This is a genomic window from Nitrosomonas sp., assembly GCF_022842015.1.
In the GTDB taxonomy this organism is placed as follows: domain Bacteria; phylum Pseudomonadota; class Gammaproteobacteria; order Burkholderiales; family Nitrosomonadaceae; genus Nitrosomonas.
Window position 1 is genome coordinate 35,691 of sequence record NZ_JALHQJ010000002.1, and the last position, 13,578, is coordinate 49,268.

A 13,578-nucleotide genomic window follows, 5' to 3' on the forward strand; every position below is an offset into this window, starting at 1 on the left:
AATATTCTGTTTTCTATTCACGGTGAGATTTCTGAAAATTGGATGCTAATGCTTGGTAAGCCGGCTATCTTGCATTAATTGAGAATGTCCGGAGGTTTTCAAGTTTTCTGTGATACATCCATTTTCCAGAACTACAATTCGATCAATCTTTTTTAATTGTGGAACCTGCTGATTGAAAATCAACGTGGTGCGTTTTTGCATTAGTGTTTCTAAAACAAAGAGCAGGTTTGCGGAATCAGGTTCTTGTGTTGTAAATACTTCATCCAGAATCAATATGGGGGCACTTTTTAGAAATGCTCGTGCGATTGCCAGTTGAATTAATTGTTTACTGCTGATTTCATTGTCATTCTTGTTGATTTGAGTTTGTAAGCCTTCAGGCATGTTCCGGATAAATTCCATAGCATGGGAAGCATGTGCGGCAGAGGTGATTTTTGCTTCATTGGCGCATCGCATTGCGCCGTAGGCGATGTTGCCGGCAATTCTGTCATCAAGCAGGAAAGGGTCGGCGGATACCAGAGCAATATTGGTATGTATATGATTTATCTTGATTTCGTTAAGTGGATATTCATCCAGCAATATTTTTCCGCTAGAGGGTTGTCGCAGACGGAGTATTAAATCAATGAGTGCAGTTTTTTCTGCTTCAGTATATCCAGTAAAAACAATGACATCAGATGGTCTGATTGTTAAGTTTATATGATTCAGAATGGATTTTATTGGAATTTGGCCATTGAGGCGTACTTGTTCAAATTTCAGTTTGCCGCGGAGCTGTTGGATACTGAAAGTGCCTGTATCCTGTTCGGGAGCCAGATCAAGAAACGAAAAAACGGTTTCTATCATTTCCTGGTCATGTTCAAGTTGCCTGGGAATGCCAGCGATACGGCGAAGCGGAAAAATAAGCAGTAATGCAACGGTTATCAATGCGCCTGCTTCGGATAGGCTTAGTGCATCATTCGTAGCCTGTAATGCCATAAGGTAAGTAACAGCGATTAGCATTAATGCAGTCATAAACTGACTTGAGGGAATAGCCATGGCCCTGATCTTTGCGGGTTGCATTTCGGTATGAAACAGCCTCTCGGAAATGCTTCCAAGGCGTTGGCTTTCGTCAGCTTGCCCGCCATCCAGTCTGATTTTTCGGTAATGTTTGACAGACTGTGTCAGGTGTTTGGTCAGCTCTTCTAAAGTCAATGAGTTATTTTGATTATTTCTGTTGAAATGGCTGCGGATCATCTCGTGCATTAATACGATGAATGTTGTTACCAACAGCAGCAGTAGCGAGAATTCCTGATTGAGATATAGCGTGCAAATTAATAATCCAATGATAGAAAGACAATCTTGGACCAGCAGGGCAATGTAACGAACTGTGGTCTGAGTGATTCGATTGATGTGAGATATCAATGTGTCGATTTGATTATTCTGATTAAGATAAGCGTAGTAATCCACCGGTAGCGACAAAAGCTTATCAAAAAAATCCATGCGCAGATCAGCACCCAGCTTCCCACTGACTCTGCTGACAAAATAGAGACTTATGTAACCAAAAATCCAACGTACGGCAAATAATGCAATGATGGCCATTGATGTCGTTTGTATCAACAATAAATCTTTCAGAAGGAACATGCTTGCAAGCATTTGTTCAATCAGTATGGGTAGGTAAGCCATGCTTGTTGCCAGGATTAACATGGCAATTAATACGCATACGAGTAATTTCCCATAAGGCGCAAGTTTTTTGAGCAAGCGGAGGTGGAATTGCGGAAAGATCATAATGTGTAATTCTACATCAACATACTGTAATTATTGCATCGTGTAATTTGCTGGAATATGAACCAGATATAGTACAATCGCCGTTCTTTCTAGTAAACGAGTCCGGATGGAAACGAGCTTTAACCAGTTTGTGAACATCACGATGTAATGAATGCCAATATTATATACTTCTGATAAAACACGAGATTTTCCAGGAGCAGTTGCTCCTCGACGTAAGGGCATTGTTCTTGCGGGCGGTTCCGGGACACGGCTTTATCCAGTCACACAAACAGTATCTAAGCAATTGTTGCCAGTATTCGATAAGCCAATGATTTATTATCCGCTTAGTACGCTGATGTTAGCGGGTATTCGAGAGATTCTAGTTATTTCGACTCCGCGTGACGTAGCCAATTATCAACAATTATTGCGAGATGGAAATCAATGGGGATTGAGTATTACCTACGCTGAACAATCTTCGCCCGACGGCCTGGCGCAAGCCTTCCTGATTGGCAAGTCGTTCATCGGCAATGATTGTTCAGCACTGGTATTGGGCGATAACATTTTTTATGGGCATGATTTTCATCATTTGTTGTTAAACGCAATGCAGCGTATCAATGGAGCCAGTGTTTTTGCCTATCACGTGCACGATCCGGAACGATATGGCGTGGTCGAGTTTGATGCTACGGGCAAGGTGGTGAATCTGGAAGAAAAGCCCCAACATCCCAAGTCCAATTATGCGGTAACGGGACTCTATTTTTATGATCAGCACGTAGTTGATTATGCCGAAAGCTTGAAGCCTTCTCATCGCAACGAGCTGGAAATTACTGATTTGAACCGCATTTATCTTGAAAATTCCGCGCTCAGTGTTGAAATCATGCGGCGTGGTTATGCCTGGCTGGATACGGGTACTCATGAGTCCTTGCTCGATGCAAGTCAATTTGTTGCGACGATCGAACGTCGGCAGGGATTGAAAATTGCTTGTCCGGAAGAAATCGCATTCCTGCGTGGCTGGATTAGTGCCTCTCAGCTGGAGGCGCTGGCGATGCCATTGGCGAAGAATGGCTATGGTCAGTACCTGTTGCATGTATTAAAACGTGAATTTTGACTAAGGTACATACGGATGAAGTCGACACCACTTGCAGTTCCAGATGTTCTGCTGATCGAACCTAGAGTTTTCGGCGATGAACGTGGATTTTTCTATGAGAGCTTCAATCAACGCAGTTTTGAGTCGGTTATTGGAGAGTCAGTGCAGTTTGTGCAAAGTAACCATTCGCGCTCTGCGCGCAATGTTTTGCGTGGTTTGCATTATCAAATCAAACAAGCGCAGGGGAAACTCGCGCGCGTGGTAGTGGGAGAAGTATTCGACGTGGCTGTGGATATTCGCCGATCTTCACCAACTTTTGGAAAATGGGTGGGTGGAGTATTGAGCGCCGAGAACAAGAATCAATTATGGATTCCACCCGGTTTCGCGCATGGCTTTGTTGTATTGTCCGATTACGCCGAGTTTTTGTATAACACCACTGATTACTGGGCGCCCGAGCACGAACGCTGTATTGTTTGGGATGATCCGGTTTTGGCCATTAACTGGCCGATTACCGGGGCACCAGTATTGTCCGACAAAGATGCATGTGGCGTAACGTTCGATAATGCTGAGGTATATGATTAATTGATAATTTTAGTGCAGAAATTGCAAGCCTAATCGAATTTATTTGAATAATGGCCAAACAAAAAACCATTTATTCTTGCACCGAGTGTGGTGGGCAAACTCTGAAATGGCAAGGTCAATGTCCGCATTGCCAGGAATGGAATACTCTGGTGGAAACACTCGCAGAGAAGAATGTATCGCGTTTTAGTCCAGTGTCGGAAATTGGTCAGGTGCAGAACTTAAGCGCTATTGAGACACGAGAAGAGTCGCGTTACCCGACCGGTATCGAAGAGCTGGATCGTGTTCTGGGCGGTGGATTAGTGCGTGGCGGTGTGCTGCTGCTGGGCGGAGATCCAGGAATCGGTAAATCAACTTTGTTGTTACAAGCGCTATCTTTTATGTCAGTGCAGCATTCAGTATTGTATGTCAGCGGTGAGGAATCTGCGCAACAGGTGGCGCTGCGTGCTAAACGACTGGCATTGAATGTACAGTCAGTCGATTTGTATGCAGAAATTCAATTGGAGAAAATTCAGGCTGTGCTGGCTGAACGTAAACCGTCGGTGGCGGTGATCGATTCGATTCAAACTATCTATTCCGAGATGTTGCAATCCGCGCCGGGTTCGGTTGCACAAGTACGTGAATGCGCAGCGCAACTGACGCGCTTGGCCAAATCGAGCGGCACCTGTATTATTTTGGTTGGCCATGTCACCAAAGAAGGGGCGCTGGCGGGGCCGCGCGTGTTGGAACATATGGTCGACACCGTGTTGTATTTCGAAGGTGATATGCATTCTAGTTTTCGCATGATTCGCACATTCAAAAATCGTTTTGGTGCGGTTAACGAATTAGGTGTTTTTGCGATGAGCGAGAAGGGATTGCGCGAAGTGAGGAATCCATCGGCATTGTTTCTTTCACATCATGATAAGCAAGTGCCGGGATCATGCATTATGGTAACGCAAGAAGGTACGCGCCCGCTATTGGTAGAAATTCAAGCTTTAGTCGATGAAGCACGCTCACCAAATCCGCGACGACTTTGTGTTGGATTAGAGCAAAACAGGCTGGCTATGTTATTGGCGGTATTACATCGCCATGCAGGTATTCCCTGCTTTGATCAGGATGTTTTTGTCAATGCCGTAGGGGGTGTAAAAATTACTGAACCAGGTGCGGATCTTGCAGTTATGCTGGCAGTGGTTTCGTCTCTAAAAAATAGACCCATGGCGGAAAAAATGATCGTGATCGGCGAGATTGGTTTGGCTGGAGAAATACGTCCCGTGCAACGTGGACAGGAGCGACTCAAGGAAGCCGCAAAACTTGGCTTTAAGCAGGCCATTATTCCATTAGCCAATAAACCTAAGCAGGTCATTCCAGGCATCGACATCATCGCCGTTGGTCGCATCGGAGAAGCTGTTGCGCAGATGTATTGAAATAATACTCAACTGATGATCAGGGGGTAACATTGAGATGTGCAATTATTATAGAATCCAGCATGCATAAAAATCGTGTGATGCAGCCAATATTCTAGGGAGATACTCATGCGTATTTGGAAAATCGAGCTTATTAGTTAATAATTGCATTATCTCATGTGATTATCCGTCTTTTCTTCATGAAAAGATTGGTAATGGTCAGTGGACATCCACACACGATAGCTGTGATTAATAAATTGATGGATAGCATGGATCCGGTGCGGATAATTTCATTCTGGTTTAATGGGTAATTTAAAGTGTTATCGGATGAGTTTGCAGCGACAACTTTGGACAATGGGTGGACTGTCAGTTGCGGTCATTATAGCAGCTATGTTGCTGCCGCCCACTCCACAATCCGGCGAATATCACTACTTCGCCGATCAGCGTAGTTTCATTGGCATTCCCAATTTCAACGATGTAATATCCAATTTGGCTTTTTTGCTTAGTGGTGGCGTGGGTTTGGTGTTCTTGTGGCGAGTTCAGGGAATGACAACGCAAACCACATTTCATAACCGTAAAGAAAGCTTGCCATACTGGGTGTTGTTTTTCAGCGTAGTTGCTGTCGCATTTGGTTCTATCTATTATCACTGGACGCCAAACATTGATCGTTTGTTGTGGGATCGAATACCTATTGTCATGGCTATAGCCGCGTTGCTGTCGGCGACGCTGATCGAACGCGTAAGTTTAACTATAGGTTTAAGAGCGCTACCTTTATTGGTAATTTTTGCGGTGCTGAGCGTGTTATATTGGTATTGGGCCGAACAGCAAGGCGCGGGGAACCTGAATTTTTATATCGTAATGCAGTTTTATTTGATTCTGTTGATTGTCTGGATCAGCTTTTGCTTTCCATCGCGCTACAGTCATGGTAACGATGTTTATCAGATTATTGCGTTGTACGCATTTGCGAAGTTTGTGGAACTATTGGATGGATCAATTTTTGTTTGGACGGATGGTTGGATTAGCGGACATACGTTAAAACACCTGATTGCTGCGTATGCTGCCTATCGAATTGTGCTGATATTACGGAAAAGGGTATTGTTGGTAGGGTAATGTGCCAAACAAATAGTTTATATATCAGTCGCTGACTCAGATGAAGTAAAAGTAAAAGAATATTAATACTAATATTTATAGTCAATTCTGAAAAACATCTGAGCTTAGCTTTTTGTGCAGCTTCGAAATTCTACTTTGGTATGCATCGAATAAAGGAAGGCTTGATTCAAGTAAAAGGAAGGAGAAATAGAATTATCGATCAAAGGGAGCAGATGCAGAATGTGATTTGCCCAGAACTCTCATGGCGCAATTTGCGCAAATGTTGTTTTGATACAACACCGATCTAATATTGCCTTGACAGGAAAAAGCACCTTATATAAGCTGCTGAGTGGTCAAATATGACACACTTATATTTGTTAAGCAATGTCAGCGGTAAGCGTTTGAATGAAAATTTTCCAGCCAGCAAAAATGCATTATTTAAAATTGAATATAAAAATTGGCACGCTCAACCAGAATTTCTTGCAAAGAATGAGCAAGATGACAAGTACAATTACTTCGAGGGGAAGATCTTGAGTTCGACAATAATCAAGTTGAACGCTCCGCTAACGCAAGCGTTTGATTTTCAGCCTTCAAGCGAATTGCATCTAACACCGACACCGACACTCAATACGCTAGTTCAGCAGTTAGCTGGTTTTGACACACTAACAAGTGCTTTAGAATATGCAGCAAAGGGTGTAACGGGGTATAACTTTTATGACGCGAAAGGAAATATTCGTTCTGTTCTGCCATACAAAACACTTAGGCAGAATGCTCGTACTTTAGCTCAGCGTTTGTCTGGCTTTGATTTGCCCCGTGGTAGCCGGGTGGCGATCATCGCTGATACCTCCCCGGAATTTGTTGAGTTGTTTTTTGCGTGCCGCTATGCTGGGTTAGTTCCATTTGCAATGCCGGTTCCAGTTAATCTTGGAAGCCATGCGATATATGTTCAGCAATTGAGGGGGATGCTCGAAAGTAGTCAGGCTAGTATTGCACTAGCTAATATTGATTATATTAATTTTCTTGAAGAAGCTGTAATAGGTGTTGCCAGCATACGCTGGGCAGGGACACCAGGAAAATTAAATGAGTTTCCTGTCAATGACGCAGAATTGCAGTTTAATCATCCCGATGAAACTGCGTATTTGCAATTCACGTCGGGTAGTACACGTACTCCGCGAGGTGTAGTTATAACCGAACGGGCCCTGATGTGTAATTTGCAAGGTATCGTACGTAACGGTTTGGAAATAAAACCTGATGATCGTTCCGCATCGTGGTTGCCTTTTTACCATGATATGGGATTGGTTGGACTCGTTCTGGCTCCAATGGTTACGCAGATTTCAGTCGATTATTTAGCAACTAGGGATTTTGCAATTCGTCCGATGCAGTGGTTGCGCCTAATTAGCCGAAATCGCTGTACGGTTGCATTCAGCCAACCATTTGGCCTTAAACTATGCACTCTTCGTGTGCGGGAATCTGATCTTAAAGAATTGGATTTAAGTTGCTGGAGAGCAGCTGGTATAGGTGCAGAAATGATTCGCCCCGATACTTTAAGAAACTTCGCTGAAAAATTTTCATCAGCTGGTTTCGATGCGAATGCTTTTTTGCCATGCTATGGTCTTGCAGAATCAACACTTGCTGTTACATTTTCAAAAATTAATACAGGATGCAATAGTCTGCAAGTAGATAGTAAGACGCTGATTGATAAAAAAATGGCTGCGAGACTGCAGGCTGATGGCCGAAAACAAAATGAATTTGTAAACTGTGGACGTCCATTGCCCGGACATATCGTTAAGATAGTTGATGAAGATGGACATCAATTATCTGAGATGATGGTTGGTAGTGTGCTGGTGCAAGGTGATAGCGTAATGACTGGCTATTATAATAACCCAGAAGAGACGAGCAAGGCACTTAAGCCTGGAAACTGGTTGGATACTGGCGATATTGGTTTTCTGTTTGAAGGTGATTTGTTTATAACGGGACGTCGCACCGATGTGATTATCGTTAATGGCCGCAATATTCGAGCGCAAGATATCGAAGAGTTGGCTGAGCAGCAACCAGAAGTTAGATCACGAGAGGCGTCTGCATTTGGAATTAATGGTGAAGATGGTACAACGACTATTGTGCTGGTAATTGAATGCCGGCTAACCTCTCCAACAGAGCGTCAATCGCTGACAACTAGATTGCAGCAACTTGTTTATATGGCATTTGGAGTCAATTGTGTTGTTGAACTTGTTCCACCACATACTTTGCCTAGGACTTCATCTGGTAAGCTTTCACGTTTTGCGGCCAGGCAAGGATATATTCAAAGAACCAAATTAGTTGATCAATTATCTTTTGTAGAGTCAGGCGACAGATAAAAGGTATGCAAAAATTAGTAGCTGTAACAGGTGCTACTGGTTTTATTGGCAGCGTACTAATTCAAAGACTAGTTCAAGATGGATGGATAGTTCGTGCACTTGCTCGGGCTATCCGCTTCTCAGATACTGAATCGGTACAGTGGATCCAAGGTAACTTAGAGGATTTTAATGCGTTGCATCGTCTGGTAGATGGTGTGGCGTGTGTGATTCATTGTGCTGCAACGGTAAGAGGAAGTTCTTTTCAAGAATTTGAACGCACCAATATTACCGGCACAGAAAATGTCTTGCGTGCCCTCGCTAAACAAAAACAATTTCCCCGTTTTTTACTTATTTCTTCTTTAGCTGCACGTCAACCAGAGTTATCCTGGTATGCTCAAAGCAAGTATTTATCAGAGCAAAAGCTTATTGAATACTCAAACCAACTGCAATGGATAATCTTTCGCCCTACAGCTGTTTATGGTCCGGGCGATAAAGAAATGAAACCGCTTTTTCAATCTATGCATCGTGGTTTTTTCCCCGTTGTTGGAAAAATGCAAAATCGATTTGGACTAATACATGTATATGATTTGGTTGCAGCTATATGTGTCTGGCTTAATTCTGAAAAACCAATCACTGGAATTTTTGAACTCGACGATGGCACACCTGATGGATATAGTTATCAAAGCCTTAAAGTCATAGCTCAGCAAATATGGAAGCGCCCGGTACATTGTATTGCGATTCCAGATCTGCTTATCCGATGTATTGCATTAACCAATCTTTGGTTTTCCCGCTTGTTTCAGTACTCCCCCATGCTGACTCCAGGAAAGGTCAATGAATTACAGCATGAAGACTGGGTATGCAATAATACTCCCTTGATTAACGTACTGCCTGGTTGGCATCCGAGAATTCGTTTACAAGATGTATTATCTGAAGTAATCTAACTTCAAAATTAACTACACTGAAATAACCTATGACTGAAAGTAATTATGATGAGATCATGAAGCTGCTTTGTGATCGTCTAAGCGACTTGGCCAATGCTGATGTCTTGATTACCCCTGAAACGAACTTGATCAACCAATTGTCCATTGATTCCATCAAACTGCTCAATCTGATTATGGAAGTTGAAGATGCTTTTGATATTTCTATTCCTATCAATGTATTAACAGATGTTCAAACAGTTCGTGAGTTAGCTGATTTGGTACATAAAATTAAAATAACATCATCATAATGAATTTACTTGAAAAGCTAGATGCTGCCGCTGCAGCAAGAAAGGCACTATTACCTAATGGAGTGGGAGCTTTTGGTATACCAATCGAAGAGATTTTTTCGGCTACTGAGGCCCGAATTGGGGACCGTCGAGTACTTTTAATGGGTACAAATAATTACCTGGGCTTAACTTTCGCTCCTGAATGCATTCGTGCGGCACATGAGGCGATTGATAAAGAAGGAACAGGCACCACCGGCTCACGGATGGCAAATGGCAGCTATTTTGGCCATCGAGCATTAGAGAGAGAATTTGCCGATTTTTATCAATGTAGCTCAAGTATTGTTTTTACAACCGGTTATCAAGCGAACTTAGGTACCATCTCTGGTCTGGTTGGTCCAGGCGATACGGTTCTGATTGATGGCGATTCTCATGCAAGTATTTTTGATGGTTGTATTCTTAGTGGTGCGAATATTATTCGCTTCAAACATAATGATATGGCCGACATGGAAAAACGATTGCGTCGCTTGGGGGATAATATTGAAACCACGCTCATTATCGCTGAAGGTATATATAGTATGCTTGGAGATCAGGCGCCTTTAGCCGATATTGTGCAATTGAAAAATAAATATGGTGGTATATTGCTCCTTGATGAAGCTCATTCACTCGGCGTTTTAGGTAAATCAGGTCAAGGTCTTGTTGAAACAACAGGTTTGTTAAATGAAGTTGATTTTATAACAGGAACTTTTAGCAAAAGCTTATGCAGTATTGGCGGGTTTTGCGTGAGTAATCACCCTCAACTGGAACAATTGCGGTATGTCAGTCATCCCTATATTTTTACTGCATCGCCATCACCGGCAACAATTGCCTCAACACGTGCAGCCTTAGAGTTGCTTCGGAAAGGCAGTCATTTGCGTGACAAATTATGGAGCAACTGTCGACAACTCTATGCGCAGCTTAAAGAAGTAGGCTATCAGCTAGGCCCGGATCCTGGTCCAGTCATTGCTGCTGTTGTTGCAACGCCACAACAAGCACTGCTACTCTGGCAACAATTACTCGAACATAATATTTATGTAAATCTAATTTTGCCGCCAGCAGCACCCGAAGGTAAATCACTCGTTCGGTGCAGCGTAAATGCTGCTCACACAACGGAAGAAATTAGATATGTAGGTGATACTTTTGCAAAACTGTACGGTGCGATAAATATGCAGACATAAAGTACTTTCTGGTTTGATGTATTATATTTAGCACGTTTGCCAATCTTCAATTGTTAAAGAAGAAGCGGGGAGCAGAACTTGGTTCTTGAATCGCGTACATTGGGTTAGACATACTTAATTCATACTTGAGGTACTACGATGCAAATAATGCGGGGATTGGTTTTAATATTATTTTCTTTTCTATTGCAAAGTCATGCCCTGGGATTAAGTATTGTGTACGATGGGTTTAGCTGTCTGAGTGCAGTTGATTCCAATGATCCGACCCCCACTATCACACCGATACAAAGTAAGTTTGAGGTCATTGAAGATGCCGGAGAAGGCATATATCGTTTAAGCCTAACAGGTGGTATCCCGCGTTTTGTCAATAATAATCAGAATGTGTGTATTGATAGTACAACGGCAATTGGATACTCGGGAATTCCTGCGATTGACGGTTTGCCACGCCAACTGGAATTCATTGATGCCACAGCCTATTTTAACGGTAAAGAATTAATGATTGTTATCAGTTCAATGTATACTGACTTGAGCGCGAGAAGCAATCCATTTTTGCCTTTTACTACGAGTTCTGTGTTTGCACTTACAAACACGCTCATCATGGAATTTAATCCTAATTTGTCTTCGTTTAGTTTAAAGAAAGTATTGCGCAATCGAGGATTTACGCAGACTAATGAATCCACAAATTTAATAGCGCCATTCCAAGAAACTGTTTTGCCATCATTTAATGAGACAGCACGAGACAGACCCAAGATACTTACTCCAGTATCCAATATAGACTTTTTTTTGCAGTAAATGGCCGTGCAATTTTTCGATCGCAAAGGTGCTGCATCCTGTCCCAGCTAACGTTGAATTGATAATAAAGTCTCATTATCGAGTGCGGATCAGCGCCCATGCTTTTACAGGTTACGATATCAATAACTTTTAGTCTTACAGCAGCTGATTAGCCAAATTCGCAAGGTTTGATCGTTCGCCTTTTTCCAGTCGCACATGCGCATAAATTTCGTGATGCCTGATTTTGTCGATTAGATAGGACAATCCGTTACTCTGGGAATCTAGATAAGGAGTATCGATTTGATAAATATCGCCGGTAAAGACAATTTTTGTATTTTCACCTGCGCGCGTGATGATGGTTTTTACCTCATGCGGCGTGAGATTTTGTGCTTCATCCACAATAAAAAACACATTTGAAATACTGCGCCCGCGGATATAAGCGAGCGGAGTAATTTTCAGTTTCTCTTGATCAACGGCATCTGTAATCTGTTTATATTCTTTATCTTTCTCGGTAAACAAACTCTTAATGAATTTTAGATTATCCCACAGCGGTTCCATATAGGGATTAAGTTTTGAGATAATATCGCCTGGCAAGAAGCCAATATCTTTATTGCTTAAGGGCACAATTGGGCGTGCTAAATATATTTGTTTGAAATGCCTTTTCTGGTCGAGTGCACCGGCGAGTGCAAGCAATGTTTTTCCTGTCCCTGCAACACCTTGCAAGGTAACGAGTTTGATATTTGGGTTTGTAATCGCATGCAAAGCGAATACTTGTTCGGCATTTCTGGGGGTAATCCGGAAGGCGGATTCTTTTTCAATACGTTCAATTCGGTGTGTTACAGGATTATAAAACACCAGAACAGAAGCCCGGTTGTTTTTTAGAATAAAATAATGGTTAGGTATGGGGTTTTGTATGCCTATGTCGGCGGACATACAAAAATTCTGGGTATAAACGCTATCGATAATCTCTTTCGATAACCCCTCGATCACGGTTTTACCCGTATACAAAGATTCGAGATCTTTGATTTTTCCGGTTTCAAAATCTTCCGCGGGAATATTCAGGGATTTTGCTTTGAGTCTTAGGTTGATATCCTTGGATACCAAGACTACTTTTCTTTCCGGATATTCCTGGCCCAGCGAAATTACTACATTTAGAATGCGGTGATCGGCGGTGTTTTCTCTGAATATCTCGGTAGCGTCCAGCCCGATGGTCTTTTCCTGCATGCATACCTTGAACTGGCCATGATTCGGATAATCAATGGGAATCCAGTTTTGCAGCGAATGGCTTGCCGACAATTTGTCCATAATCCGTATGAATTCTCTTGCCCCAAAGTTCTTGATGTCATTGCCCTTTTTGAAATGATCAAGTTCTTCCAGCACGGTAATCGGAATGGCTACATCATTATCTTCAAAGCTGTAAATTGCGTTGTGGTTATATAAGATAACTGAAGTATCGAGAACAAATATTTTCTTTTTTTGCTTTCTTGGCATAGGAAATCAAATTAGTAAAAACTATATTGGCAAATATTAGATACTGCTACAAGACGAATTTTGAGACTCGCAAAAGTAATGTACCCTGTTTTCTAGAAAGGTGCTACTTTGGTGTAATAGGGAGAGAATAGATATGAACTACTAGAAGTATTCAAGAAAATTTCAGTAGGCTCTTGAATAGTATCTGCTTTTTTTATTCGTTTCAGGCGGATGCAGCTCTAATATCATTCTTTGATGTTGAAATACTACGAATTCAGAATGATTTTGAGCATGTGCAAGTTATTAGTTCATTTGGAAAGGGATCTCATATGATTTCATTGACTCGGCTATGGTAATTGCACAGTGGATCCGAGACACGGGGTCGATCCATATTTGATTTTGATTTACACTCATAGCCCTATATTTTCTATTTAATGTGACTACAAGTTTCTCTATGGGGCTTGGGCTTGTGTATGTGGAAGTCAGCCTGTTCCTGAACCAGAAACTTACGCCATGCTGCTGGTCGGGCCTAATCTGATCTGATCTGATTTGGCGAGGACGTTCATGTAGGTCTGTTAAACGTTGGGTATCTAGGAACTGATAAGTGAAGTAAAATCCGATATGCTCGGATTCGGAAAAGAATTCACCGTCTTTTATTTATTTAATGAGAACTTTGCGCGGCTAGAGTAGTTTTTAGGTGTGGGCGACGATACAA

Annotated in this window: 11 protein-coding genes; 9 read left to right on the forward strand and 2 right to left on the reverse strand. The window is 42.2% G+C overall.

What is annotated here, in order from left to right:
* Nucleotides 1-45: 45 nt before the first annotated feature.
* Nucleotides 46-1,731, reverse strand: a complete 1,686-nt coding sequence (locus tag Q0C11_RS00695; protein WP_293004853.1) for an ABC transporter transmembrane domain-containing protein — start codon at nt 1,729-1,731, stop codon at nt 46-48.
* A gap of 178 nt (nt 1,732-1,909) precedes the next feature.
* On the opposite strand from Q0C11_RS00695, the gene rfbA reads away from it, so the two are divergent.
* The 9 genes from rfbA to Q0C11_RS00740 all read left to right on the forward strand — a co-directional run bounded on the left by rfbA (nt 1,910) and on the right by Q0C11_RS00740 (nt 11,414).
* Nucleotides 1,910-2,842, forward strand: a complete 933-nt coding sequence (rfbA, locus tag Q0C11_RS00700; RefSeq protein WP_293004854.1) for a glucose-1-phosphate thymidylyltransferase RfbA — start codon at nt 1,910-1,912, stop codon at nt 2,840-2,842.
* 15 nt (nt 2,843-2,857) lie between these two features.
* Nucleotides 2,858-3,403 carry a dTDP-4-dehydrorhamnose 3,5-epimerase gene (gene rfbC / locus Q0C11_RS00705; RefSeq protein ID WP_293004856.1) on the forward strand — a complete coding sequence of 182 codons (546 nt, stop codon included), beginning with the start codon at nt 2,858-2,860 and terminating at the stop codon, nt 3,401-3,403.
* A gap of 50 nt (nt 3,404-3,453) precedes the next feature.
* A complete protein-coding gene (radA, locus tag Q0C11_RS00710; protein WP_293004858.1) occupies nt 3,454-4,803 on the forward strand; it encodes a DNA repair protein RadA in 1,350 nt (449 codons plus the stop codon).
* Between the two features lie 306 nt (nt 4,804-5,109).
* A complete protein-coding gene (locus Q0C11_RS00715) occupies nt 5,110-5,892 on the forward strand; it encodes an alkaline phytoceramidase (RefSeq protein WP_293004860.1) in 783 nt (260 codons plus the stop codon).
* Between the two features lie 338 nt (nt 5,893-6,230).
* On the forward strand, nt 6,231-8,225 hold the full coding sequence (locus Q0C11_RS00720; RefSeq protein WP_293004861.1) for a fatty acyl-AMP ligase: 1,995 nt from the start codon (nt 6,231-6,233) through the stop codon (nt 8,223-8,225).
* A gap of 5 nt (nt 8,226-8,230) precedes the next feature.
* Nucleotides 8,231-9,145: an NAD(P)-dependent oxidoreductase gene (locus Q0C11_RS00725; RefSeq protein WP_293004862.1), complete on the forward strand. Its 915-nt coding sequence runs from the start codon at nt 8,231-8,233 to the stop codon at nt 9,143-9,145.
* Nucleotides 9,146-9,174: 29 nt separating this feature from the next.
* Complete coding sequence (locus Q0C11_RS00730) at nt 9,175-9,432, forward strand: acyl carrier protein (RefSeq protein WP_293004864.1); 258 nt, start codon at nt 9,175-9,177, stop codon at nt 9,430-9,432.
* Nucleotides 9,432-10,625 (forward strand): aminotransferase class I/II-fold pyridoxal phosphate-dependent enzyme, encoded by a 1,194-nt coding sequence (locus tag Q0C11_RS00735; RefSeq protein WP_293004865.1) that lies wholly within the window; start codon nt 9,432-9,434, stop codon nt 10,623-10,625. Before Q0C11_RS00730 ends, Q0C11_RS00735 begins: the two co-directional genes overlap by 1 nt.
* Nucleotides 10,626-10,763: 138 nt before the next feature.
* Nucleotides 10,764-11,414 (forward strand): hypothetical protein, encoded by a 651-nt coding sequence (locus tag Q0C11_RS00740; RefSeq protein WP_293004867.1) that lies wholly within the window; start codon nt 10,764-10,766, stop codon nt 11,412-11,414.
* Nucleotides 11,415-11,549: 135 nt separating this feature from the next.
* On the opposite strand, the gene Q0C11_RS00745 is transcribed toward Q0C11_RS00740, so the two are convergent.
* Nucleotides 11,550-12,884, reverse strand: a complete 1,335-nt coding sequence (locus Q0C11_RS00745; protein WP_293004869.1) for a PhoH family protein — start codon at nt 12,882-12,884, stop codon at nt 11,550-11,552.
* Nucleotides 12,885-13,578 lie beyond the last annotated feature (694 nt).

Bases quoted from the DNA above. Each gene is read 5' to 3' on its own strand.
- rfbA (WP_293004854.1), top strand. From the start codon at position 1,910: ATGCCAATATTATATACTTCTGATAAAACACGAGATTTTCCAGGAGCA.
- rfbC (WP_293004856.1), top strand. From the start codon at position 2,858: ATGAAGTCGACACCACTTGCAGTTCCAGATGTTCTGCTGATCGAACCT.
- radA (WP_293004858.1), top strand. From the start codon at position 3,454: ATGGCCAAACAAAAAACCATTTATTCTTGCACCGAGTGTGGTGGGCAA.
- Q0C11_RS00715 (WP_293004860.1), top strand. From the start codon at position 5,110: ATGAGTTTGCAGCGACAACTTTGGACAATGGGTGGACTGTCAGTTGCG.
- Q0C11_RS00720 (WP_293004861.1), top strand. From the start codon at position 6,231: ATGACACACTTATATTTGTTAAGCAATGTCAGCGGTAAGCGTTTGAAT.
- Q0C11_RS00725 (WP_293004862.1), top strand. From the start codon at position 8,231: ATGCAAAAATTAGTAGCTGTAACAGGTGCTACTGGTTTTATTGGCAGC.
- Q0C11_RS00730 (WP_293004864.1), top strand. From the start codon at position 9,175: ATGACTGAAAGTAATTATGATGAGATCATGAAGCTGCTTTGTGATCGT.
- Q0C11_RS00735 (WP_293004865.1), top strand. From the start codon at position 9,432: ATGAATTTACTTGAAAAGCTAGATGCTGCCGCTGCAGCAAGAAAGGCA.
- Q0C11_RS00740 (WP_293004867.1), top strand. From the start codon at position 10,764: ATGCAAATAATGCGGGGATTGGTTTTAATATTATTTTCTTTTCTATTG.
- Q0C11_RS00745 (WP_293004869.1), bottom strand. From the start codon at position 12,884: ATGCCAAGAAAGCAAAAAAAGAAAATATTTGTTCTCGATACTTCAGTT.